The 24079-nt window shown below is 68.9% G+C and carries 22 protein-coding genes; 11 read left to right on the forward strand and 11 right to left on the reverse strand.

Annotated elements, in window-relative coordinates; genetic code table 11:
* The first annotated feature begins 191 nt into the window (after positions 1-191).
* Positions 192-1187: an Acg family FMN-binding oxidoreductase gene (locus tag ABTZ89_RS14240; RefSeq protein WP_351044318.1), complete on the forward strand. Its 996-nt coding sequence runs from the start codon at positions 192-194 to the stop codon at positions 1185-1187.
* 4 nt (positions 1188-1191) lie between these two features.
* Here ABTZ89_RS14240 and ppsA read toward each other — a convergent pair whose 3' ends face one another.
* Positions 1192-3450, reverse strand: a complete 2259-nt coding sequence (gene ppsA / locus ABTZ89_RS14245; RefSeq protein ID WP_351044321.1) for a phosphoenolpyruvate synthase — start codon at positions 3448-3450, stop codon at positions 1192-1194.
* A gap of 38 nt (positions 3451-3488) precedes the next feature.
* Positions 3489-3719 carry a DUF1918 domain-containing protein gene (locus ABTZ89_RS14250; RefSeq protein ID WP_270950926.1) on the reverse strand — a complete coding sequence of 77 codons (231 nt, stop codon included), beginning with the start codon at positions 3717-3719 and terminating at the stop codon, positions 3489-3491.
* Between the two features lie 262 nt (positions 3720-3981).
* Between ABTZ89_RS14250 and ABTZ89_RS14255 the strand changes: the two genes are divergently transcribed.
* On the forward strand, positions 3982-4278 hold the full coding sequence (locus ABTZ89_RS14255; protein WP_408641892.1) for a carboxymuconolactone decarboxylase family protein: 297 nt from the start codon (positions 3982-3984) through the stop codon (positions 4276-4278).
* A 104-nt stretch (positions 4279-4382) separates the two neighbouring features.
* Positions 4383-5297, forward strand: coding sequence for an SHOCT domain-containing protein (locus tag ABTZ89_RS14260; RefSeq protein ID WP_351044325.1), 915 nt, complete (start codon positions 4383-4385; stop codon positions 5295-5297).
* Positions 5298-5392: 95 nt separating this feature from the next.
* Here the strand turns inward: ABTZ89_RS14260 and ABTZ89_RS14265 are convergent, their stop codons facing one another.
* The 4 genes from ABTZ89_RS14265 to ABTZ89_RS14280 all read right to left on the reverse strand — a co-directional run bounded on the left by ABTZ89_RS14265 (position 5393) and on the right by ABTZ89_RS14280 (position 8220).
* A complete protein-coding gene (locus tag ABTZ89_RS14265; protein WP_351044328.1) occupies positions 5393-6079 on the reverse strand; it encodes a response regulator in 687 nt (228 codons plus the stop codon).
* Complete coding sequence (locus tag ABTZ89_RS14270) at positions 6076-6369, reverse strand: GntR family transcriptional regulator (protein WP_351044331.1); 294 nt, start codon at positions 6367-6369, stop codon at positions 6076-6078. Before ABTZ89_RS14270 ends, ABTZ89_RS14265 begins: the two co-directional genes overlap by 4 nt.
* Positions 6370-6467: 98 nt before the next feature.
* Positions 6468-6695 carry a hypothetical protein gene (locus ABTZ89_RS14275; RefSeq protein ID WP_351044334.1) on the reverse strand — a complete coding sequence of 76 codons (228 nt, stop codon included), beginning with the start codon at positions 6693-6695 and terminating at the stop codon, positions 6468-6470.
* Positions 6696-6861: 166 nt separating this feature from the next.
* Positions 6862-8220: an MFS transporter gene (locus ABTZ89_RS14280; RefSeq protein ID WP_351044337.1), complete on the reverse strand. Its 1359-nt coding sequence runs from the start codon at positions 8218-8220 to the stop codon at positions 6862-6864.
* Between the two features lie 132 nt (positions 8221-8352).
* On the opposite strand from ABTZ89_RS14280, the gene ABTZ89_RS14285 reads away from it, so the two are divergent.
* From ABTZ89_RS14285 to ABTZ89_RS14305, 5 genes are all read left to right on the forward strand, one after another.
* Positions 8353-9141 carry an IclR family transcriptional regulator gene (locus tag ABTZ89_RS14285; protein WP_351044339.1) on the forward strand — a complete coding sequence of 263 codons (789 nt, stop codon included), beginning with the start codon at positions 8353-8355 and terminating at the stop codon, positions 9139-9141.
* 245 nt (positions 9142-9386) lie between these two features.
* Positions 9387-9683 (forward strand): Dabb family protein, encoded by a 297-nt coding sequence (locus ABTZ89_RS14290; RefSeq protein WP_270950935.1) that lies wholly within the window; start codon positions 9387-9389, stop codon positions 9681-9683.
* A complete protein-coding gene (locus tag ABTZ89_RS14295) occupies positions 9680-10435 on the forward strand; it encodes an SDR family NAD(P)-dependent oxidoreductase (RefSeq protein WP_270950936.1) in 756 nt (251 codons plus the stop codon). The genes ABTZ89_RS14290 and ABTZ89_RS14295 overlap by 4 nt, the downstream gene beginning before the upstream one ends.
* 19 nt (positions 10436-10454) lie before the next feature.
* A complete protein-coding gene (chcC2, locus tag ABTZ89_RS14300) occupies positions 10455-12215 on the forward strand; it encodes a 4-oxocyclohex-2-ene-1-carboxylate 5-dehydrogenase (RefSeq protein ID WP_351044343.1) in 1761 nt (586 codons plus the stop codon).
* A 103-nt stretch (positions 12216-12318) separates the two neighbouring features.
* The gene (locus ABTZ89_RS14305; protein ID WP_351044346.1) at positions 12319-13062 is read left to right on the forward strand and encodes an SDR family NAD(P)-dependent oxidoreductase; all 744 of its coding nucleotides are present in this window, start codon (positions 12319-12321) and stop codon (positions 13060-13062) included.
* Between the two features lie 322 nt (positions 13063-13384).
* Here ABTZ89_RS14305 and ABTZ89_RS14310 read toward each other — a convergent pair whose 3' ends face one another.
* The gene (locus ABTZ89_RS14310; RefSeq protein ID WP_351044349.1) at positions 13385-16177 is read right to left on the reverse strand and encodes an AMP-binding protein; all 2793 of its coding nucleotides are present in this window, start codon (positions 16175-16177) and stop codon (positions 13385-13387) included.
* A gap of 30 nt (positions 16178-16207) precedes the next feature.
* Entirely contained in the window at positions 16208-16396 is a 189-nt protein-coding gene (locus tag ABTZ89_RS14315) for a ubiquitin-like protein Pup (RefSeq protein WP_270950943.1), read from the reverse strand.
* A gap of 676 nt (positions 16397-17072) precedes the next feature.
* Here ABTZ89_RS14315 and ABTZ89_RS14320 point away from each other — a divergent pair.
* From ABTZ89_RS14320 to ABTZ89_RS14330, 3 genes are all read left to right on the forward strand, one after another.
* Positions 17073-17951, forward strand: coding sequence for a universal stress protein (locus ABTZ89_RS14320; RefSeq protein WP_351044353.1), 879 nt, complete (start codon positions 17073-17075; stop codon positions 17949-17951).
* Positions 17952-18111: 160 nt separating this feature from the next.
* A complete protein-coding gene (locus ABTZ89_RS14325) occupies positions 18112-19452 on the forward strand; it encodes a phosphoribosyltransferase family protein (protein WP_270950946.1) in 1341 nt (446 codons plus the stop codon).
* 100 nt (positions 19453-19552) lie between these two features.
* A complete protein-coding gene (locus ABTZ89_RS14330; RefSeq protein WP_351044357.1) occupies positions 19553-20392 on the forward strand; it encodes a universal stress protein in 840 nt (279 codons plus the stop codon).
* A 98-nt stretch (positions 20393-20490) separates the two neighbouring features.
* On the opposite strand, the gene ABTZ89_RS14335 is transcribed toward ABTZ89_RS14330, so the two are convergent.
* From ABTZ89_RS14335 to ABTZ89_RS14345, 3 genes are all read right to left on the reverse strand, one after another.
* Positions 20491-22836: a heavy metal translocating P-type ATPase gene (locus ABTZ89_RS14335; RefSeq protein WP_502949548.1), complete on the reverse strand. Its 2346-nt coding sequence runs from the start codon at positions 22834-22836 to the stop codon at positions 20491-20493.
* A 146-nt stretch (positions 22837-22982) separates the two neighbouring features.
* Positions 22983-23240 (reverse strand): acyl carrier protein, encoded by a 258-nt coding sequence (locus ABTZ89_RS14340; protein WP_270950951.1) that lies wholly within the window; start codon positions 23238-23240, stop codon positions 22983-22985.
* Positions 23240-24079: 2-oxo acid dehydrogenase subunit E2 (locus tag ABTZ89_RS14345; protein WP_351044364.1), on the reverse strand; the 840-nt coding region annotated here is incomplete at its 5' end. The genes ABTZ89_RS14340 and ABTZ89_RS14345, both read right to left, overlap by 1 nt.

Here is a 24079-nt window from a genome sequence, read left to right on the forward strand (position 1 = left end):
GCGCGGATGCCGGTGGGGTTCGGCGAGCAGACGTCACCTGGTGCCGCCGCCACCGACCCGGTGCTCGGCTGAGCCGGGAAGGTCATTTCCCCTGCGCGCGAAGGGGTTTCCCGCGCATCGGCCCCGTTCCGGCCGGACGCGTCGCGGGTACCCCGGCAGCGGCGGAGGCGAAACCGAGGGGGAGTGGCGCGATGTCAGGAAGAACGGTCCCGTCGCAGGAGACGATGCGCGCCGCGCTGGCCCTGGCGTGCCGGGCGCCGTCGGTGCACAACAGCCAGCCGTGGCGGTGGAAGCTGGCCGAGCACTCGGCGCACCTGCACCTCGACCGGTCCCGGCTCCTGCCGACGATCGACCCGACGGGGCGGGAAATGGTGATCAGCTGCGGTGCGGCCCTCAACCACGCCCGCATCGCGTTCGCCGCCGAGGGATGGCTGGCCCGGGTGCACCGCCTGCCGAACCCGGCGCAGCCCGAACACCTGGCGTCCATCGAGTTCTCCGAACTGTCCGAGGTCGACCCGCACGTGGAGGCGCTGGCAGCAGCGGCGGCGGAGCGGCGCAGCGACCGGCGCCCCTTCCTGACCGACCAGGTGCCGCAGGAAGTCCTCGCACCGCTGCGCGAAGTCGCGGGGCTGGAGTCCTGCACGCTCACCTTCGCGCTCGCGGACCGGGATCGCCGGGAGGTGGAACTGGCCCTCGAGCACGCCGGGTCGGTGCAGCGCAGACAACCCGAGTACCAGCAGGAACTCGCCGCTTGGTCGGGGCGGCACGCGTCCGCCGAGGGAGTGCCGGCGCGCAGCATCCCCGCAGAACACCTGCGCGGCATGCCCGAACGGGACTTCTCACTGGTGGCCGAGGGGGAGCTGCCGGTGCCGATCCTGGACGACGGCGCGGTGCTGGCGGTGCTGTCCACCCGCGGCGACACCTTCGACGACTGGCTGGCCGCGGGTGAGGCGTTGAGCGCGGTGCTGCTGAGCGCGACCGAGCAGCGCTTGGCGACGTGCACGTTGAGCCAGATCGGCGAGGTCGCCGAAGCCCGCAACGAGGTCCGGGCGGAGGTCCTCGGCGGCAGCGGCAATCCGCAGCTGGTGATCCGCATCGGCTGGCCGGTCACCCACGAGTTCCCCGGACCGCTCACCCCGCGCCGCCCGCTGTCGGAAGTCGTCGAACCGCTGTTCCCGGGGGACTGACCGGTCAGAGCCGGGTCCTGGCAGCCTCCAGCAGGATCTTGCGCTCGGCCACGTCCACGGCCTGCCGCACGGCGGGCACCGCGTCGGCGTTGACCGAGATCGACGTGATGCCCAGCCGGACCAGGTGCTCGGCGAACTCCGGGTCGTTGGACGGTGCTTGGCCGCACAGCGACGAGGTGATCCCGGCCCGGCGGGCCGCGCCGATGATGGTGCCGATCGCGTCCAGCACCGCGGGATCGGACTCGTCGAACAGCGGCGCGCACAGCTCGGAGTCGCGGTCGACGCCGAGCACGAGCTGGGTGAGGTCGTTGCTGCCGATGGAAACCCCGTCGATGCCCATGCGCGCGTACTCCGGCAGCCAGTGCTGCACGGACGGCACCTCGGCCATCACCCACCGGTGCAGCCCGGTGGAGTCGCCGAGCGGGCTGCGGTCGATCTCGTCCAGGCACTTCTGCAACTCCCAGCGGGTCCGCACGAACGGGATCATCAGGTGCAGGTTGGGGGTCTGCTCGCGCACCCGCGCGAGAGCCGCGAGCTCCACCCGGAACAGCGACGGATCGCGCACGTAGCGGTAGCAGCCGCGGTAGCCGATCATCGGGTTGTCCTCGACCGGTTCGAAGTCGTCCCCACCGGTGAGGTGGCGGAACTCGTTGCTGCGGAAGTCCGCCGCGCGGTAGACGACCGGCCGGGGGAAGAACGCCGTCGCGATGGTGGACAGCGCTTCGGCGATCGCACCGGCCACCGCTCCTTCCCGACCGGCCGCGAGCATGCGTCCGGGATGCTCACCGCCGAGCGCCTCGGTGAGCAGGAATTCCGCGCGCAGCAATCCCACGCCGTCCACGGGCAGCGCAGCAGCTCGCTCAGCTTGGTCGGGCATCGCCAGGTTGAGGTAGATCCGAGTGACCGGGGAAGGCGCGGAAACCGCCGGGGGCTGGACCACCTCGACGGGCTGCCGGGGAGCGCTGACGACGCCTTCGGCCACGGTGCCGTTCGCCCCGTCGACGGTGACTTGCATGCCGTCGCGCAGGGTCCTGGTGGCCGTGCGGGTGCCCACCACGCACGGCAGCCCCAGTTCCCGCGCGACGATCGCGGCGTGGCAAGTCATCCCGCCGCTGTCGGTGACCAGCGCAGCGGCCTTGCGGATGGCCGGCAGCCAGTCCGGCGCGGTCATGGGCGCGACCAGCACTTCGCCGGACTGCAGCGCCCCGCCTTCGCTGGGGGACTGCATCACCCGAACTGCGCCCGAAGCCGTGCCGTAGGACGCTCCGAGTCCGGACACGAGCAGCGCGCCTGCTTCGGCGGGGAGTCGATGCCGGAGCGTCGTGATCGGGCGGGACTGCACCAGCCACCAGGTGCCGTCGGTGATCGCCCATTCCACGTCCTGCGGGCTCTGGTAGTGGTGCTCCACCTGGGCGAGCAGGTGTGCGAGATCGGTGATCTCGCCGTCGCTGAGCACCCGCTGATCGCTCTCCTCCGGCCCGACCGCGACCCGGACCTGTCGGCCGTCCGCCTCGCGCACGATCTTGAAGTCCTTGCGGCCGACGTTGACGTGCTGGAGCTGGGCGTCGGCCTTTCGGATCGTGTAGGTGTCGGGCTCCACGGCACCGCTGACGACGGATTCGCCGAGTCCGAAACCGGCCTCCACCAGCATCTCGTCGTTCGCCCCGCTCGCCGGGTTCGCGGTGAACGCCACGCCGGAGCGGTCCGCGTCCACCATCTGCTGCACGATGACGGCCATCGCAGGTGCCTCGAGCACGCGCTGCGCGGTGCGGTAGACGATCGCGCGGGGGCTGAACAGGGACGCCCAGCAGTCGACCACCCGCGCCGCCAGCTCGTCGGCACCGGAAACGTTGGTAAAGCTCTCGTTCACCCCGGCGAACGAGACGTCCGGAGCGTCCTCAGCGGTCGCCGACGACCGCACCGCGACCCGGCTGTCGCCGTCGAACTCGTCGTAAGCATCGAGCAGCGCAGCGCGCACCGGGGCCGCCATGCCCGCTTGGTGCACCAGACGTTGCAGCCGAGCACAGGCTTCGCTGAGCGCATCGGAGTCGTCGACGGAACCGCCGGCCTCGGCCAGCAACCGGTCGAGTTCCGGCTGCGCACCAGCTTCCGACATGCAGGCGCGGTAGGCGTCGGCGGTGACGACGAACCCCGGCGGGACCGGGAATCCGGCGCTGGTGAGCTCACCCAGGTTCGCTCCCTTGCCCCCTGCTGCGGGCACGTCCGCCAGACCGAGCTCGCCGAGCCAGCGAATCCACGACATGGCCACCTCGCAACCAACAGGCCTCCGCTGACGCGGCGTCAGAGGCTCGTGCTCCGACCGACGTTCAACTTCAGATGGTGGGGAAGGTGGTGCTCGAGGTGCGTGTCCGGACCGGGGAAGAACAAGGTCACCCGACCGTCGTCGAGCCAGTGAACCCGGAAGGGCTCACCACCTTCTCGGCCGCACACCTCGACGATCTGCCCCTGGCGACGATGTCCACCCAGGTGGACCGCCTCGACGACCAACCAGTCGCCCACTTCCGCACGCATGCGAATCCCTCGACAACACTCCCATCTCCAGTCTCGCGCCCGCGAAGCAAGCCGGACGAGTGCCGAAGGACTCCGAAACCACGAACCCCGGGTCGCTCGAGACGTGTTGCGGCAGGCCCCAGGTCCGGGTGCATCCTGGGCAAGCAGCGCACATGTGCTGCTCGCGGCAGGTTGGGGGTGCGGTGGCATGGTTGGCTATGGTTCGGCGATTCGGGACGAGCTGAGGCCTCGCACTCGTGAGCTCCGGCATGCGATACCGGAGGTGTACGAGGGTTACCGGCAGCTGCACGACGCTGCGCTCGCTCCGGGTGCGGTGGATGCCAAGACCAAGGAGCTGGTCGCTCTAGCCATCGCGGTGAGCAAGGAGTGCGACGGCTGCATCGCCGCGCACGCCCATGCAGCCGTCCAGCGCGGTGCGACACCACCAGAAGCAGCTGAGGTGATCGGCGTTGCTTTCTTGATGAACGGGGGGCCCGCCACGGTTTACGGGGCGCGGGCCTACGACGCGTTCACCGAGTTCTACAACACCCATTCCGCTGGGGGCCGGACTCAGGAGTGATCGTCTGGTCCGCCCCCGTTCCAGCGTCGCGGGCCCATCGGCTCTTCCGGTCGCGCGTGGAGTGCCGGAACATGCACTGCACGGGCTGGGAAGGGTGACCCGAGATGATGTGGGGTTATGGGCCGGGGATGACGTTCCTGCCGTTGGTGTGGATCGTGCTGATCGGCTTGATCGGCTGGGCTGTCTTCCTGTTGATCCCCAGCGGTGCGGGTAGCCGTGTTCAACGGGACACACCCGAGGAAACCCTGGCGCGCCGGTTCGCCGCAGATGAGATCGACGAAGACGCCTACCACCGAGCGCGAGAAGCGCTAGCACTGCGGCACCGGGCTTCTGCTGCGAGGGCTGCGTTGCGCGGCCGTCGGCTGCCGCTGACCGTGCTGGTCCTCGCCGTCGCGGCGTTGGTCGCTTCGGTGGTCTGGGTCGTCGGTGGGGTTGGCGGGTGGCGGGCGGTCAGTCCCGGTCAGCCGGCGGCGCCCGGGTACGGCATGCCCATGATGCCCGGTAACGGCGGTCTGCCGAGCCAGACCGCACCGGCGGCCGTGGCGAACTTCGACGATGCTCGCCGGGCCTCTGACGAGTTCGGGCAGCAGCGTGGCCTGCACACCGGCGAGGTCATGCAGTTCAGCAACGGTTATTACGCGGAACTCCTTGATCCCGGTGGGCACGGTGGCACCGAGGTCCTCATCGACCCGGCCAGCGGTGCGGTGTTCCTCGAACCCGGGCCGGCGATGATGTGGAACAGCGCCTACGGGATGATGCCCGCGCCTGTCCGGGGCAGGCCGCCCACCGTGACCGCTGAGCAAGCCGAGCAGATCGCCGATCAGTGGTTGGCGCAGAACAACACCGGCCTGCACGCGACCGATCCCACCGCATTCCCCGGCTACTACACGCTGCACGCCCTCCGCGGGGATCAGATCGCCGGGATGCTGTCGGTCAACGCCAGGACCGGAGCCGTCTGGTACCACAGCTGGCACGGGCAGTTCATCGCCATGCAGGACGCTCCCGCCCACCAGTCCTAGCGCCTGGCTTCGATCTTCGATGCTCCGCGAGATATATCAAGACAGGCTCCTAGCCGATCACTCTTGCCGGTTGGTGGCCTGCCGTGGTTGCGGGTTCAGCGCCAGTCGTAGGGCCGGTGGTGATGGTGGTGGAGTTCGGTGGCGATCACGGCCGCTTGGGCTCGCCGCGCGACCCCCAGCTTGCTCAGCAAGCGGGAGACGTAGTTCTTGACGGTCTTCTCCGCCAAGAACATCCGTTCTGCGATCTGTCTGTTGGTCAGGCCCTGCCCGATGAGGTCGAGCAGAATGCGCTCCTGGCTGGTCAGTCCGGGAAGCTCGGCCGATTCGTCCAGCTTTGCTTGCAGGTTCGCCACCAGGTCCGCTGTTGCCCGCTCGCCCAGCAGGTGTTCGCCTGCACCGGCAGTGCGCACGGCTGAGACCAGTTTGGTGTCCTTGATGTCTTTGAGAAGGTATCCGGCAGCCCCGGCGAGGATCGCATCGAGCATGGCTTGTTCGTCGGGGTAGGCGGTCAGCATCAGGCAGTTCACCTTCGGCAGCCGGGAGCGCAACTCCCGGCACAGCTCGACGCCGTTGCCGTCTGGCAGTAGCACGTCCAATACCACCACGTTCGGCTGCAGCGGCGGGATCCGGGCCAGCGCCTCGCGGACCGATGCCGCCTGCCCGACCACGGTGAGATCGGGTTCCGCATCCAGCAGGTCGGCCACACCGATTCGGGCGATCTCGTGGTCGTCTACCAAGAACACCGTGGTCGCGCCGCTCCCGGCAGGACCTCCGCTGGTCATGGTGCCAGCATACTAATAACCGCCCGATCGCCGCCCGGCCCTGCCGAACCTGCGTTCGGCGACGGCTGGGCCGAGGCGTCATTGACCGGTGGCCACGAAAGTGCCCCGGCCATGAACCACGACGATCGCACCACGTTCGACGAGGTCCACGACCCCCGGCGAACCGTCCCGCGAGCCACGTCGTAGATCTCTGCTAGCTCAAGCTCGGTCGGCATATGCGAGCCTGCTTCCAGGGCGCCCGACGCGATATCGGCGGCTACGTCGCTGGCGACCTGCCGCCACAACGTCACCGGGCCGTCGTGGTTGATTCGCTCGCTCCGTGGATATGGACCTTTATATAGGTCTGTGAATGTGAACCTCTCTAGATGTAGTGGTTTGTTTGTGCAGGTCAACAGGTAAACATCGTTGGTGTATGTGGGAGTCCTGCGGCCTCGATGACCGCGAAGCTGGTGACGGCGTAGACGGTTTCGCGGGTCCGTTTCCCGCTGCCACGCAGGGTGCGGGTCCGGGTCAACCGCAGGACCTGGGCCGCACCTGGAAAACCGATGCCGGTGGAGATCGTGGTGGCTTTGAGAGTACGGGTGTCCTGTCGGCCGTGCCCGCGTTCGCTGGCCACGGCCAGGGATGGAATGTCTTTCCAGGGAAGGCTTTTCACACGTTTCTGTAAACCCGGCTGGTTTGGCCTTGATCGTCAGGATGCAGTGGCCGCCGCGGTCCCGAATGCGTTGGGCGGTGTCGCGTCGGCAGTGCAACGCGTCCGGGGCGCCGAACGTTCCCGGTCCTCAGGCGGGAACCCGCCCCAGCTCCATGACCGGCGTGCGGCTGGTCTCGCGCGCGGTCAACGCCGCGATCGCCGAGACGACGCCACAGATCGCTGCGAAGACCGCGACCGGAACCCAGGACGAGCCGCCCTCACCCATGATCGCGACGCCGATCGAGGGCGAGAAGCCGGCGATGAGGAAGCCGATCTGGGTGCCGATCGCGAAGCCGGTGTAGCGCACGCGGGCGTCGAACATCTCCGTGAAGAACGCTGGCCAGATCCCGTTCACCGCGCTGTAGGCGACGCCGGCGTGCAGAATTCCGATCACGAAGATCAGGACCATCGATCCAGTGCCCAATGCCCACAGGTAGGCGGCGAAGGTCGCTGCCGACGTGAGCGCCCCGAAGACCCACACCGGGCGACGGCCGATCCGATCGGACAGCGCCGCCCACAGTGGAATCGCGAAGATCGCCACAGCGTTGGCCGCCACCGACACCGACAGCAGGGTCGCCCGGTCCAGGCCGAGGTCGCCGGACGTCCCGTAGGAGAGGGTGAAGACGGCGAAGAGCGACTGGAACACCGCGAACAGCGAGCACCCGATCACGCGCAGCAGATCGCGCCACTGCTCGCGAACGAGCGTCACGACCGGGAGCACCTCGGCCTCGGCGGGCTCGTCGACCACCGACTCGAAAACGGGGGTCTCCTCCAGCCTGCGCCGGATGAGGTAGGCGATCGCGACGACGAAAACGCTCAGCAGGAACGGGATCCGCCAGCCCCAGGCGTGCAGGGAGTCGCGCGGCAGTGCCGCGACCGGGATGAACACCAGCGTGGCAAGCACCATGCCCGCCGCGAAGCCCGCCATCGTGAAGCTCGTGAAGAACCCGCGGCGGCCCTCCGGCGCGTACTCAAGGGTCAGCGTGCTGGCACCGGCGGCCTCGCCGCCGGCCGATAGTCCCTGCAGCAGCCGACAGATCACGAGCAGCATCGGCGAGACGACGCCCACCGAGTCGTAGGTGGGCAGCAAGCCGATGGCCAGGCTGCTGGCTCCCATCAGCAGGAGCGTGGCGAGCAGGACGCCGCGCCTGCCGACACGGTCGCCGAAGTGCCCGAAGACGACGGCGCCGAGCGGGCGCGCGACGTAGGCGATGCCGAAGGTGGCGAGCGCCAACACCGTGGCGACCGTCGGGTTCCCCTGCGGGAAGAAGATGGTGCCGAACACGAGGGCGGCCGCGGACCCGTAGATGAAGAAGTCGTAGTACTCCAGCAGGCTGCCGAGGAACGCGGCGAGCGAGGCGCGACGGGCCAGCTGCGTGTGGTTCGCGCTGGGCGGAGCCTCCGAGCCGGGATCGGTGAGGGCGGAGCCGTGCTCGACAGCGGACACATGATCTCCTTTGGCCTGTGTCTAAGCGCCGGGTTCGTCCCGGCCGGGAGTACAGGAAGGGTGCAGCCCCCTTTCCCTGCGCGACACCGGTCCTCCATTGAATGAGAAACGGGCTTGGAGGACGATGGGGGCATGGCACGGTCCCCCTCAGGCGAGTCAGTCCTGACGCGCGTCGACCGCGTCTTGTCGTGTTTCGACGCCGATAACACGACGCGCACCGCTTCGGAGATCGCCCGGCACGCCGGGCTGCCCATCGCTACGGCGCACCGCCTGGTCAACGAGCTCGTCTCGCTGGGCTACCTGGAGCGCACTCCCGGCCGCCGGATTCGACTCGGTGTCCGCCTCTGGGAGCTGGCCTCCCGCGGTTCGCGGGCGCTCGGGCTGCGCGAGGCGGCCAGGCCCGTGATGGAGGACCTGCACGCCGTGGTCGGCCACCACACCCAGCTGGCGGTCCGGGACGGCCTGGAGGCACTCTTCCTGGAGCGACTCTCCACCCGGGGCGGCTCCCGCAACATCATCCGGGTGGCCGGCAGGCTCCCGGCTCACGCCTGCTCCTCAGGGATCGTCCTGCTCGCGCACGCCCCCGTGGACGTGCAGGAGCAGCTCCTCGCATCGACCCATCCGCGGTTCACCGACCGGACACCGACCGATCCGACGACACTGCGCCGGCTCCTGGCCGACACCCGCAGGCGCGGGGTCGTGGTCGCTGACGGGTACATCACGGTCGGGGCCACCGGCGTTGCTGTGCCCATCTGGGGGCCGCGGGATGACGTCGTCGCCGCGCTCAACGTCGTCGTCCCCTCAGACGAGGGCAACGCACCCGCCCAGATCTCCGCTCTCCTCGCAGCGTCGCGCTCTATCTCCCGCGCCCTCGGCGCCAATCCCCGGCTCGACGCCGACCTCACCTCGATGCCGACCTGACTCGCGGCGACGCTCCCCGCCGTCACCCTCATCGCCAGCAAATTTTTCATTGAATGGAGCATCCGTTCCCCGACGGCGCCCCGGTGTCGATTGTGTGTCTACGCGGACAGCGGTGCCGCCGGATCGTCGGCAGACGACCGGTCACCATGCGCGTCCACTGATCGGAGTCGTCGAGTAAAGGGGCCATACATGCTGCGTCGTCATGTTCGGATCGAGGCTGCGGCGGCTGTCGGCGGAGGATCGCGGTGATCCGGCACGTCGTCCTGTTCCGCTGGAAGCCGGATTGGGACCCGGCCGAGTGGTTCGACGTCGTCGAAGGCCTTCAGGAACGCATTCCCGAGGTCAGGTCGCTCTCGGTGGGAGCAGACGTGCTCCACGCCGACCGTTCCTGGGACGCCGCCATCGTCGCCGACTTCGACCGGCTCGAGGACGTCGCCACCTACACGGCGCATCCTGCCCACCAGCCCGCCATCGCGCTGTCCAAGGCCGGAGCCGAACAGATCGTCTCGGTCGACTTCAAGCTGCCTGCGAGCGCCACGTGACCGGCGGGCGTGTGGCGGGCAAGACCGCGATCGTCACCGGGGCGAGTGGTGATCTCGGTCGCGCGACGGCGCGGATGCTCGCCGAGCACGGGGCAAAGGTCGTCAACCTCGATCGGACGGCCGCCGAGGGCGGCTGGAACGGGCTCCCGGTCAAGGACCGGATCGTCGACGTGACCTCCGAGGAGAGCCTCGGCCAGGCCGTCGTTGAGGTCGTGGACGAGTACGGCGCACCCGACATACTCGTCAATGCCGCGGGGATCATCGGGCGGCCCGCCCCGTCGCACGAGGCGACCGTCGAGGAGTTCGACGCGATCTTCGGCGTCAACGTCAAGGGCGTCTGGCTCACGACTCGCGCAGTGGTCCCGCACATGATCGCAGCGGGCCGGGGCAGCATCGTCAACTTCTCCTCCATCCATGGGCTGACCGGCGGGAAGACGGTCCCGCTCTACCACGCCACGAAGGGAGCGGTGCGACTGCTGACCAAGGCCGATGCTGCGGCCTACGGCGAGTACGGGATCCGGGTGAACTCTGTGCATCCCGGGTCCATGCAAAGCCGGATGAGTCGTACCGCCGCTGAGAACTCGGAGGTCGGGCCGGAGGCGTACTACAGCCAGCTCGTTGGCGGAAACCCACTGCCCCGCCAGGGCAGGCCCGACGAGATCGCCTACGCGGTGCTCTACCTGGCTTCCGACGAGTCCGGGTTCACCACCGGATCCGAGCTCGTCGTCGACGGTGGCTACACCGCGATCTGACCCCGCGAAGGAGAACTGCATGAAGACCATCAATACCGACGTCCTCGTCATCGGATCGGGCGCCGCGGGCATCTCCACCGCGCTGAAGGCCGCGTACGACGGCCACAGCGTGATCGTGGTGGACAAGGACAAGTACCTGGGCGGCACCAGCGCGATCTCCGGTGGCTGGGCCTGGGTCCCTGGCAACAAGCAGGGCGTGGCACAGGGCGACACCCGCGAGGAGGCCGAGACCTACATCAAGCATCTCGCCGGCGCGAGCTACGACGCGGCTGCCGTCGGCAGCTTCCTCGACACCGTGCCCGAAGCCATGTCCTTCTTCGAGGACGACGCCGGAATCGAATTCACCTACCCGGAGAAGGCCCCCGACTACCGGATGGACGCCTCGGGCGCCAAGGTATCCGGTCGCGCGGTCACCGTGCCGGCCGCGGACGCGCGCATGCTCGGACGCAACCGCCTACGAGTCCAGCCCTACCTGCTGTCCTATACCGTTTTCGGCTACATGCCGGAGATCGGGCCGGACATCGCCATGTTCCTCAAGGCGAACCAGAACCTGAAGGCCTTCCGGTACGCCGCGCGCAAGCTGACCAAGACCTGGATCGAGACGATCCTGCACAAGCGGGCCTACGACCGCACCAACGGCAACGCCCTGATGACCCGGCTGATCGCCGCCGCGGACGAGGCCGGGATCCGCATGTGGACCTCGACCACCGCGGACGAGATCCTGCGGGACCAGTCCGGCGTCGTCACCGGTGCGCGGATCTCCGGCGAGCACTCGGGCGAGATCCGGGCGAAGCTCGGCGTCGTCATCGCGGCCGGCGGGTTCTCGGGCAACGCCGACCTACGCAAAAAGTATTTCCCGCATGACCCAGCGGGCACGAACCACACCACGCCGACCATCGGCCACGAGGGCGACTCGCTGCGCCTGGCCCAGCCTTTTGGCGGTCACATCGACGACTCGCCGCACCAGCCCGCGTCCTGGGGCCCGGTGACGGTGTTCCACGGCCTGCGGGGCCAGAAGCGCTGGTTCCCCCACCTGCGGGCGTTCGGGCTACCCGGTCTGATCGCAGTCGACCGCGACGGCGTCCGGTTCGCCAACGAGTCGCTGTCCTACCACGACTACGGCGTGGAGATGATCAAAAACGACAAGGACCGCGAGGGGACCTTCGGCTGGATTATCGCCGACCAGAAGGCCATGCACCGCTACGGCATCGGCTACGCCAAACCGTGGCCGTTCCCGCAAACCTACTTCCGCCGCTCCGGCTTCCTGCACAAGGCGCCGACCGTGACCGCGCTGGCAAAGGAGATCGGCGTGCCCGCCGACCGCCTGCAGGCCACGCTCGACGAGTTCAACGCCGGGGCCGCCCGCGGTGAGGACCCGAAGTTCCACCGTGGCTCCAACTGGTTCCACCACTTCAAGGGGGACGTGGAGCACAAGCCGAATCCCAACCTCGCTCCGATCGACAAGGGCCCGTACTACGCCGTCAAGATCGAGATGGGTGACCTCGGCACCTACGCGGGACTTGCGGTCAACACCCGCAGCGAAGTCCTCGACGACGACAACCAGCCAGTCCCCGGCCTCTACGCCGTGGGCACCGCCGCGGTCAGCGTGTTCGGCGGCGGCTACCCGGGCTACGGCGCGAACATCGGCCCGGCGATGGTCCTTGGTTACCGGACCGGCCGGGACATCGCGCGCCACGCTGCGGAGCGCGCAGCGCTCACGGCGACCAACAGCAGCCCACGCACCGCTGAGGCCAGCAGTGGGAAGGCCAAGAACGTCTGACCGGGACCGGCTCGCGCCGGCAGCACCACATGCAGGTCCGACGCACACGGGCCGCCCACGCGAGGTCCGCCCAGTGCGGCCAGGAGAGGAAGGGGAGCTTGCCTTGAGCGGATCGACCGAAGGTCAGGGCGTCGTCGTTGTGACCGGGGCAGCCTCCGGGCTGGGCGCGCGCGTTGCCGAGCGCGCGTCCGCCGAGGGCTGGACGGTGGCCGCGATCGACGTCCAGAAGGAGGCGCTGGCGGCACTCGACGACGCCACCGTCGCGAGCCGGCACGAGGTCGACGTACGCGACGCGCCCGCGCTGCGCCGGGTGTTCGCGGTGCTCCGCGAGCAACACGGGCGGATCCACGGCTTGGTCAACAGTGCTGGGCTGACCCGACCCGGTCCCTCGGCCACTCTGTCCGAGGCCGACTGGCGGCTGGTCGTCGACGTCGACCTCAGCGGCACGTTTTTCGCCTGTCAGGCGGCTTTCGACCACCTCGACGAGGGCGCGTCGATCGTGAACATCGCGTCCATCGCCGCGGCCCGCGGGCTGCCGGAACGGGCGGCGTACTCCGCGGCCAAGTCCGGTGTCGCCGGGCTGACGAACGCCCTGGCCGCCGAGTGGGGCCCGCTCGGCCACCGGGTCAACGCCGTAGGTCCGGCGTGGACAAACACCCCGTTGATCCAGGCGATGGTCCGCGACGGCGTGCTCGACCGGAAGTCGATGACCGACGCAATCCCGCTCGGGCGGCTCTGCACCGAGGACGACGTCGCGGACGCGGTGCTGTTTCTGCTCTCGGACCGCGCCGCGTTCGTCAACGGCCAAACGCTGTACGTCGACGGCGGGTACACCACCTCCGGATGATCCGACTGTGAACGGCGAAGGAGCCGATGATGCCTCTGCATCCCCAGGCCGCCTTAGCGTTCCGGAGACTGGAGGGCGCTCAGCAAATGCAGCAACTACAGGCATGATGATCTATGGCGCATGCCCGCCGGTCTGACCGAAAGAACAAGGGCCACGGTGCCTTGGAATCGATACGCTGACCGGCCAGCCAAGCGAACCCACTGTAGTTCTGCCCTCCATCGCAACCGACTGAGCTGGACAGATTCGTGGTGGCCTGGTCGGCGAAATGCCGTCGCAAACTGCGGTGCTCGATCTGTCTGGCGCAGCCACTGCCGGGGGCCGGCTACTGGGTTCGGTCGGGTTCGCCGCAGTGCTCGGCGATCATTGCGCGGGCGCGGTGCTCCAGCTCGATGGCGGTGTCCCAGCCCGGGGCCCTGGGCTGGATGGGTTCGCCGATGGTCACGTGGACCGGGTTGTGGTGGCGGAAGTGGTGGTTGCCGGGTTTGAGGATGTCGCGGGTGCCGTGCAGTGCCACCGGGATCACGGGTCGCCCGCTGCGGGCCGCCGCGATGAAGGCTCCAGCGTGGAATGGTCGCAGTCCTGGATCGGAGGAGAGGCCCCCTTCCGGGTGTATGACGAGTTGTTGGCCTTCGCGTGCCGCGCGGGTGAGCCTGTCGGTGTCGGTGATGCCCTGCTCGCGGTCGGTGCGCTCGACGAACAGCGTGCCGAGCCGTCGGAGCAGGAATCCGACTGCTGGTCGGGTTGCGAGGACTTCTGCCGCGACGAACGTGCACCGGCCTGGCAGGGCTGCGATCAGTGCGATGTCGTCGAGGTAGCTGGCATGGTTGGCGACGACGATGCTGCTCGGGGTGCGGGTGAGTTGCTCGGCACCGGTCACGATGAGGTGTGTGCCGGTCAGGCGGGCCAGACTCCGGGCCGCTTGGCGGGCGATCGCGGGTGCGGCTCTGGGGAGCAGCGCAGCTGCGAGGACCGTGGGGCCACCGATGGCGACCGCCAGGAACCAGCACCAAGCCGTGAAGATCGCGACGGACATCAGCTGTCCGGTCCTGCGCGACCAGGCGATCGCAGCGATCACCGGAGACCTCGCCCGCTGCCACGACAGTGAGCGGGGCGGAGCGCTGATCGTGCCCCGCTCGTACGATTCGCGGCTGGCGGTGCGGCGAATCTTCCCGCTCGGGGTCTTGGGCACGGAGCCGAGCGGAGCGAGGACGACGTCGTCGGGTGCGACGTCGAAGAGGTCGATCGCGGTGGCGGTGATGCGTTCTCGAAGTCCGGCCAGAACTGCGGGTTCGGTCTGAGGGGTTTCGGCGATCACGATGAATCGTTCGGGCTCATCCCCGCGCCCGGTGCTGGCGAATGCGACGACGCAACCGTTCCGGATTCCGGGGAGGTCGCCGACGGCGGCTTCGAGTTCTTCCGGGTGCAGGTTGCGTCCAGCACGAATGATGAGGTCCTTGACCCGACCGGTGACGTAGAGCTCGCCGGCGTCGAGGTATCCGAGATCGCCGGTGTCCAGCCAGCCGTGACGTATAAGGGCATGGGTCTCTTGCGGGTTGCGGAAGTAGCCCTGGGTCGCGGAAGGCCCCCGGAACTCGATCCGCCCCTCCTGCCGGTCGCCGAGCTCGCTGCCGGTTCTGCTGACGATGCGGATTTCGTGGCCAACGAGAGGTATGCCGCAGGCTACGTACGCCAGCGGATCGGGGTCGTCGGAGGCGGCGGGGAGCGCCTGCCCGGAGCGTTCGAACTCTGCTCGGGCAACGCGATCCACGACGGGCCCGCGCCCTGCGGGCGGAAAGGTGAGACCCACGCAGGCCTCGGCGAGTCCGTAGGCGGGGACCATCGCTGCCGGCTGGAACCCGTACGGCTGGAAGCGTTCGGTGAACCTGTGCAAGGTGTCCGCGTGCACCGGCTCGGCGCCGTTGAACGCGATCCGCCACGAGCTCAGATCCAATCCGTCCAGTTCGGACCGGTCGATTTCCCGCAGGCACAGTTCGTAGGCGAAGTTGGGCGCTGCCGACAGGGTTCCCCGGTGGGTGTGGATGGCCCACAACCACCGCGCAGGTCTGGTCAAGAATGCCGATGGCGGCATGATCACCAGTTGATGTCCGAGGTAGAGGCAGGACAACCAGGCCCCGATCAACCCCATGTCGTGGTACAGCGGCAGCCAGCTGATGAAGACGTCCGATGTGGACACCCGTGCGGCTTGGGCCATGGCCCGGATGTTGGACAGCAGGTTCGCGTGCGTGAGCACAACGCCCTTGGGGTTCCCGGTGCTGCCCGAGGTGTACTGGAGCAGGGCGACGTCGGCCGGGCCACGATCGACGGGGCCGGCCTGGCCGTGGTCGTGCAGCTCAGCAGGTGTGAGGACGTTCCGGAGGGAGGGGACGTGGCTGCGCACGAGCCGCTCGAACCGCGCGGCTGCGGGCTCGGTGATCAGCGCAGCCGCTCGGGCGTTGTCCAGGATGCTCACCTGGCGGCGGAGGTGGTCGGCCAGCTGCGACGGCCGGGCAGGTGGGTAGATCGGCACCGGAATCCCGCCGGCCAGGAGTACCCCGGTGAAGCTGGTGAAGTAGTCCCCGCTGGTGGGCAGCATGAGCGCCACAGTGTCTCGAGGCCGCACGCCGCGAGCCTGCAATCCCGCGGCCACCACGGCGGCACTGCGGTGCAGATCGCCGAAGCTGAGAATCTCGTCATCGTCGTCGCGCAGGACCCGCACGTGCTGCCGATCCGGATGCACCTGGACATGCCAGGACAGCGCTTCGGTGAGGGTGGTTGCAGCGGCGGGAACCCCCTGCGCTGCCCGGGGCGGAGCACTCCGGCCGCCGGTATCTCGGAGCCCGCCCGCTCCTGACGCGCCTCGTACCGCCTGGAGAAGATCGCGGGGTGTCTCGATGCTACTGAGCACACCTTCCTGGAGCTTGACCCCGAAGGTCCTCTCGACTCGTCCCAGCAGCTCCGCGAGTGCGAGGCTGTCGAGCCCGAGGTCGCGCTCGAAATCGCTGTCCAGCGTCGCTGCCGCTACTGCGTCCGGAGGTCGGCGCTCCGCGGCCAGCGTGCGGACCACAGCCAGCAGGAGTTCTTCGTCGTCGTGGTGCCGAGCTTCGTGCGCGAACATGATTCGTGGTCCGTGGTCCGTGGTCGGGTGTCACTGACCGCCCTTCTGGACGTAAGAGCGAACGAACTCGGCGGCGTTGTCCTCGAGGACGTCATCGATGTCGTCCAGGAGGGATTCGGTGGCGCCGTCGAGTTCGTGGCGGCGGTCCGCACCACGCGGCGCGGGGGCGGGCGGGTCGTCGTCGTGGTGGATGTGCTTGTGGGGCCTCTCCTGTCGCATTGCGCACCCCCCTGCGATCGGTGCCCCGTTCTCCACGCTCGAGCCGTCGAGAACGGTGTGCTTCCAAGGATTCGAAGCGGCAGCAGATCGGGTACAGGGGCCTTCGGCCCTTCTCCGGTGGGCCGACGAGGCATGCGATGTCTAGTGGGGGACAGGCAGGTTCCGACCTTGGCGGTGAGGGCTGTGCGGTCGCGAGCTCATCCGGACGACGCCGTCCTGTTCGACGGGAACTGGGCGGACATCGTGGGTGCGGCAGAGGCAGCCGGACGCACGGTCGCGGGGCTGTTCGAAGCCAGGAGCGAGGAGGCTGGGCTGGGGCGAGTCGTACGGGTGGAGGTGGAGGTCGGTCCTCCAGGAAGTCCCTTGGTGGCTTGGCTGCTGTGCACAGGGCGGGCGCGGTGCTCGAGTTCCGGCGTGGCCGTGATCCGCATTGACCTTGAAACTGCGGGAACTGGCCGGGCAGTGGCACTGCGCATGCCAGAAGCCTACGGGGAAGCCTACTGCGCCGTGCTGGCAGAAGAAGCCGGCGCAATGGCAGCGAGCCGCGTCGTGCTCGCTGCGGAACCGATCGACATACCCAAGCCTCGCCGGCGGACTCGGGAGTTGGGCGTCAAGTCGCGCTCATGAGCTTCTCCCGAGCATGTGACCGCACGGCGGTCCGGGGAGGGCGCCTTCGATGTCGGAGTTCGCTCATGAAGTCGTCGTGGGGCTCGATGCTTCCGAGGCGTCCCGGCACGCCGCGAGATGGGCGGCTCGCGAAGCCGCCAGCAGGCGTCGAACGCTCCTCCTCGTGCACGTGTTCCCCCGTCCGCTGCTGGAACTCGCCAGATCTCGCCTGCCGGGCGGCTCGGAACCGCGCGATCCGCTGCAACGGGCCATAGGCCTGGAGTTGAACGCGGTCGTGGAGCAGTGCGTCCAGATCGCGCCCGGGTTGGAAGTGCGCACCGAGCTGCTCTCGGGCGACCCGGTCGAGGTGCTGGCGGGGATATCCGAGCACGCCGAGCTGCTCGTGCTGGGGTCGTCAGGTATCGGCAGCCCGGATCTGGAGCTGGTCGGTTCGACAGCTGCCGACTTGCTTACCCGCCAGAAGGGTTCGCCGGTCGTCATCACCCGCGGCGAGGAGCAGATCGGGCAGGAGGCCCGGGATGTCGTCGTCGGCGTGGACGGATCGCAGAACAGCGTCCGGGCGGTTGACTTCGCCTTCGACTTCGCTGCCCGGCACAGGTGCCGACTGGTCGCGGTGCACGCCTGGAGCGATCTGCCGCTGGACCACGTGCAGGACTGGGCTGTTGATCGTGATGCGGCGCGCTGGGAAGCCTCGGAGCTGCTGTCGCGCTCCTTGGCCGGCTGCGCGGAACGGCACCCGGATGTCGCGGTGCAGGAAGTGGTCAGGGATCAGCGTCCCGCTCGAGCGCTCGTCGACGTGTCGCGGGACGCCGGGTTGCTGGTGGTCGGTAGTCATGGGAGGGGCCTGGTCCGCCGGGCCGTGCTGGGCTCGGTCAGCCACGCCGTGGTGCACGCCGCACCGTGCAGTGTCGCGGTTCTGCGCGGATAGAGGACCCGATGCTCGCGTGGTCGTGCTGACGCAACCCTCAGCACTCCGGGCATGCCGGGCAAGAGGTCGGTCGGCCCTGGTTCGGCCGGAGCACGAGGGGGAACGTGTCGGAAGGACCCGACATCACGCCGAACTCCGGGAGCTCTTGGGGGTGGAGGTCATGCCGTTCGTCGATCGCAGGGAAGCAGGACGGCGGCTGGGCAAGAAGTTGCGCTATCTGAGGGGGCCCGAGGTCGTGGTGCTCGGGCTACCTCGAGGCGGTGTTCCGGTCGCGTTCGAAGTGGCCCGGGAGCTGGACGCGCCGCTGGACGTGATCGTGGTGCGGAAGTTGGGGGTGCCCTTCCACCCGGAACTGGGGATGGGGGCGATCGGTGAAGGAGGTGTTCGCGTCGTCAACGACGACGTCGTCCGGCGGGCTGGGATCACTCGCGGGGAGCTGGCCGGCGTCGAGGAGCGGGAGCGCGCCGAGCTGGAGTTGCGCGCGCAGCACTTCCGCCGCGGGCGCGCGCCGGAGCAACTGTCGGGGCGGACCGCAGTCGTGGTCGACGACGGGGTCGCGACCGGTTCCACCGCTGCGGCGGCCTGCCGGATAGCCCGCGCGAACGGGGCTGAGCGCGTGGTCCTGGCCGTGCCCGTCGGGGCACCTGATGCGTTGGACGGGCTTGGTGATGTCGTCGACGAGTTGGTGTGCTTGGAAGCGCCGGAGCGCTTCGTGGCGATCGGGCAGTGGTACGCGAACTTCGCGCAAACCTCGGATGCGGAGGTCCTGGATCTGCTCCACCGAGCGGCGCGGACCCATCCGGCTTCGGCTGGTGGCCCTGCGGTGGATCCCGACGTGTGGATGCGGGATGAGGAGGTGCGGGTCCAGGCCGGGCGGGTGCGGCTGGCCGGGCACCTCACAGTGCCCGAAGCGGAGCGTGCCGAGGGGGTCGTCGTTTTCGCGCACGGCAGCGGCAGCAGCCGGCACAGTCCGCGCAACCGGTACGTCGCCGGGATCCTCAACCGGGCCGGGCTGGGGACTTTGCTGTTCGACCTGCTCGACCGGAACGAGGAGCTCGACCGGGCGAACGTGTTCGACATCGAACTGCTGGGGCACCGGCTGGTCGAGGTGACCGAATGGCTGCGCACCCAGCCGGAGACCGACGGCCTGGGCATCGGCTACTTCGGCGCCAGCACCGGCGCTGCCGCCGCGTTGTGGGCCGCTGCCGAAGACCCCACCGGGGTGGCCGCTGTCGTCTCCCGCGGCGGGCGGCCCGACCTGGCTGCCGAGCGCCTGGCCGAAGTCCGGGCACCGACCTTGTTGATCGTCGGTGGTCGCGACGACGCGGTCATCGGGCTCAACCAGCAAGCCCGAGCGCTGCTCAGGTGCGAGAACCGGCTGGCGATCGTGCCTGGCGCGACCCACCTCTTCGAAGAGGAAGGAACTCTCGACCAAGCCGCAGGACTGGCCCGGGACTGGTTCATCGACCACCTCACACCGGCCAGACAACCCATCCTCTGACGCTTCATCATCCCGGGCGGTTGCAGCAGAGCAGGCTTGCTGGACCTGGGTACACAGCAGGTAGGCGGCTGCCCGGCGGAACGAATGGAGTGGTCGTGTCATGACGCCGAAACAGGGCCTGCCGGTGCTGGCGGGAGTGGACGGTTCCGAGCAGTCGTCGGTGGCCGCGTTGTGGGCGAGCGAGGAGGCCGACCTCCGGGATGCGCCGCTTCGGCTGGTGGCGGTCACGCAAGAGGGCGCGGACGAGGAGGTGTGGGAGTTCCTGTCGGACGCGGCGGACCGGTGCCGCAGCGAGCGTCCTCGTGCGGAGATCTTCGAGGAGATCCGGCACGGCCGTCCCATCGAAGAACTGCTCTGGGCCTCCGGGAATGCGCAACTGCTCGTGATCGGATCGCGGGGGCGCGGTCGTGTCGCTGAAGCGGTGCTGGGTTCCGTGAGCACTGCGGTGGCAATGCACGCCCGCTGTCCGGTGGTCGTCGTTCACGACGCCCGCAGCACCTTCACCACCGGACCCGTGGTGGTGGGGGTGGACGGATCCGAACCGAGCCGGGCGGCCCTGCGCTTCGCCTTCGAGACCGCTTCTGCGCGGAGGAACGACCTGGTGGCGGTGCGGGTGTGGCGGCCGATCAACGCTGAGTACTCCTGGGCGGAAAGCCCGCCGGGCGTTTCCCTTTTCAGCTTGGACGATGCGCAGCGCGAATTGGCCGACGAGCTCGGCGAGTGGCGTGAGAAGTACCCGAACGTCGAGGTTCGCGGCGATGTCCGCTTCGGCCATCCGGTCGAGGAACTGACCTCTGCCGCGCTGCACGCCCAGTTGCTCGTGGTCGGCCATCGCGGTCTTGGCGGGTTCCAGCGCTTGTTGCTGGGTTCGGTGGCCAGTGGAGTGCTGCACCACGTCGACAGCCCGGTGGCGATCGTCCGAAGTCTCGGCGTCGCATGAGTCGGGCCGGACACTGAACGTGGATCCGCTGGCGGCAAGCTGATAGCCCCCGGTCCGATCGCCGCGAACGAGTAGCGGGTGCCGCAGCGTCCGCGTGGTCAGGGCGTGCGGTCGGGGTCGGCGAGGACGAAGTAGTTCTCCTCCTCCTGCGCGAAGTGCAGGCGGAGGACCGCGTACAGGCCGTAGAGAGTGGCCAGGAGGTCCTGGGCCTGCTCGCTGGTGATGTGGCCGTGCGACTCGGCCTGCTCGGCGTGGGTTCCCAGTCTCCGGCTGAGCCGGTCGATCTCCGCGTGCATGCGGCTCATGGTCGCGGTGGCGTCCGGACTCCCCATGAGCCCGGCCAGGGCGGGGTAGAGCTGCGCTTCTTCCGCATGTTCGTGCGGGAGCAGCCGCCGGTTCAGGAATTCGCGCGTCTGGAGCAGTGACGTGAGCGCCTTCGCCGAGGTGGGGTCCGCGGAGACGAGGTCGGCGGTGTCGCGGACCAGGTGCAGGGTTTCGCGGAGTTTCTGCTGCTGAGAGGCGAAGTGGTTAAGGAGGTCCTCGGTCGATGGCGGCACTGCGGGCTCGTCGCGCCGTCCGCGTCCGAGTGCGCGCAGTGCGTTGGTGATGACCGTGATGTCGATGCCTTCTTGCAGCAGTGCGCCCGCCGCCGGTGGGAGCCGGCCGAAGGCGGCGAAGCCCATGGCGATGATCGACAGGCACATGCCGATGGCTGCGCTCTGCACGGCGATGCCTCGTGCACGTCTGGCAATGCTCATGGCGTCGGCGAGGCGGTCGAGCCGGTCGGTGGTGAGTACGACGTCGGCGGCTTCCGATGATGCGGTTGCGCCCCGGGCACCCATCGCGACACCAACCGTCGCGGCTGCCAGAGCAGGGGCGTCGTTGACCCCGTCGCCGACCATGATGGTGGTGGCCCTCGTGGTTTCGTCTCGCACGCAGGCCACTTTTCCCGCTGGTGTTCGTTCCGCGTGGACCCAGTCCAGTCCGAGCACGGTGGCGACTTCCCGAGCAGGCTCGGCGCGATCGCCGGTGAGCATGACCAGTCGGTGCAAGCCGGCTCGTCGCAGTCGCTTGAGGGTCCTGGGGGCGTCGTTGCGGACCGGGTCGCGCAGCAGTACTGCGCCCTGCAAGTCTCCTTCGCAGCTGACCCAGGCGATGGCTGCTGCGTCGAGCACGGCTCGGTTGAGCGCAGCGGAGACCCAGCGGGGCTTCTCCTCGGGCAGCGCGAGCTTCCCGACCTCCACGCGTTTGCCGTCGACGATGCCGCTCATACCCCGGCCGGGTTGCTCCGAGGCCTCGCGTGGTTCGGTCAACGCGAGGTTCTGCCTGCGGGCGTGCATCACGATGGCTTCGGCGAGCACGTGCGGGGAAGCCTGGTCCAGCGAGGCAGCCAACCTGAGCACTTCGCGAGGGGTGTTCGTCGGTGCGGTGGTGATTTCGATGACGGCAGGCCTGCCAGCGGTCAAGGTGCCTGTCTTGTCCAGGATCGCGGTGCTGGCGCAGCCGAGGTTCTCCAATGCTGCGCCGTCGCGGATGATCACGCCGATCCGGGAGGCACGGGACATGCCGGACACGATGGCCACCGGTACGGCTAGCAGGAGGGGACACGGTGTCGCGACCACCAGCACCGAGACGGCTCCGACGGCGGTTCCGGTGATCAGCCATGCCGCACCGGCCAGGAGCATCGCCAGTGGGAGGAACCACGTCGCGTACCTGTCGGCGAGCCGGACGACGGGTGCGCGCTCGGCGCTTGCCTGCTGTGCCAGCCGCACGATTCCGGAGTAAGTGCTCCCTGCTGCGCTTGTACCGGCCCGCAGCTCGAACGCGGAGCCGGCGTTGACCGCACCGCTGCGCACGGGATCTTCGGCGGCGCGTTCGACGGGTGTGGGTTCGCCGGTCAACACCGCCTCGTCGAGGACCGCGGCGCCGTCGCGGACGAGACCGTCCACCGGCACCACTTCACCAGGGTTCACCTGCAGAACATCGCCGATGTGCACTTGTTCCACGGGTACGGTCTCGAGCCCACCGCTGGTCCGGCGATGGGCGAATCGGGGTGCGCGCTCCAACAGCGCGCGCAGGTCGTGGGACGCCCGGTGTTGCGCTGCGGAGTCCAATGCCTGCCCAGTGGCCAGCATGACCGCTACCAGCGATCCGGCGAGGTATTCGTGCACGGCGAGGGTGCCGCCGAGGGAGAGCACTGCGATGAGGTCGACGCCGGTGCGGCCTCGCCGCAACGCGTGAATCATCCAGGCCAGCGCGGGCACGATCGCGACCGCAGTGCCGACCATCCACGCCGCGTCAGCTGTGCTGGTGGCACCGGCTGCCCAAGCGAGGCCGCCCACCAGCAATGCACCGACCGTGACTACGAGCAGGGCCGGTTCGAACCAACGCCGGATGCGCAGTGCTGCGTTTCGCGGGTCATGTGGTGAAGGCGATTCCGGCATGCCGAAGTCTCTCTGCGGAACGGCGGTTCAGGTCGCATCCGCGGCTCCTCGTAGCCGTTCGATGCTGCCACTGTGGGGCTCGGTATGTGCGCAGGTGAGAGTCGAATGGCCCCGATGTTGTCTTTGCGGGTGCTCCTGCCGGGAGTTCACGATGGGAGCGCGGTCAGGAACTCCACCGCCGATGCGGTCGTGGTGAGCTTGTCGTAGTCGTCTTCGTCGATGCGGGTACCGGCGGTGTTGCCGAGGGCTTCGACGAAGTTGAGGAAGTCCAGCGAGTCCAGTTCCAGTGCTTCGCGGAACTCTTCGTGGTCCTCCAGGTTGTCGAGGTCGGCTCCGGGTGCGGCTTTGCGGAGCGCGCCGTGCACCATCTCGCGTGCGTGGTCGGGTGTGATCGGTGGGGGCATCACAGATTCTCCGGGTGTTGCAGGAACTTCTCGACGGCGGCGAGGTAGCGGGCGCCGGTGGCGCCGTCGGTGGCTCGGTGGTCGCCGGAGAGAGTCGCGGTGACCACGGGCCGGATGCCGATGAGCTCGCCGACCGCCCACGGGCGTCTGACGATGGAGCCGAATCCGACCAGCGCGACTTGCGGTGGGTAGATCACGCCTTGAACGGATTCCGCGCCGAGTTCGCCGAGGTTGGTCGCGGTGATCGTGGCCGGCGTGGTGTCCGACGAGCGCAGACGGCCGGTGCGGGCCCGGGAGACCAGTTCGCGCAGACGCCGCATGACGTCGGGGAGGGACAGCTGGGCGGCGTCGGCGATGGTGGGGGTGAGCAGACCGCCGCCGTGCAGGGAAACGGCCACTCCGAGGTGCACCGGTTCGGCGGGCCGGAAGCGGTCGTCGATCCAGTGCCCGTTGAGCTCGGGTACCTGACGAGCGGCCAGCGCGCCGGCCTTGAGCAGCAGTGCGGCAGGCACGATCCGGTTCGCCACCTCGACGTGGCGATTGCGCTCGTGGAGCCACTCGAGGGCGTCACCGAGGTCGATGGTGTTGGTGAGGTAGTAGTGGGGGATTTCGCGCTTCGACTTGCTCATCAGCGCTGCGATGGCATGTCGCATGGCGTCGGTGTCCCGCTCGGCGGTCTGCGATCGTGCCGGTGCGGTCGGCGGTTGAGGTGCTGCGGCGCGGACGTCACGCGCCAGCACGGCGCCATTGGCGCCGGTTCCGGTCAGCAGACCGGGATCGACGCCGAGCTCGACGGCCAAGCGCCGGGCGTAAGGGGAGATCCGCTGGCGTTCGCCGGC

Origin of the sequence: Saccharopolyspora sp. NPDC002686, assembly GCF_040295745.1 — a bacterium.
Lineage (GTDB): Bacteria > Actinomycetota > Actinomycetes > Mycobacteriales > Pseudonocardiaceae > Saccharopolyspora > Saccharopolyspora oryzae.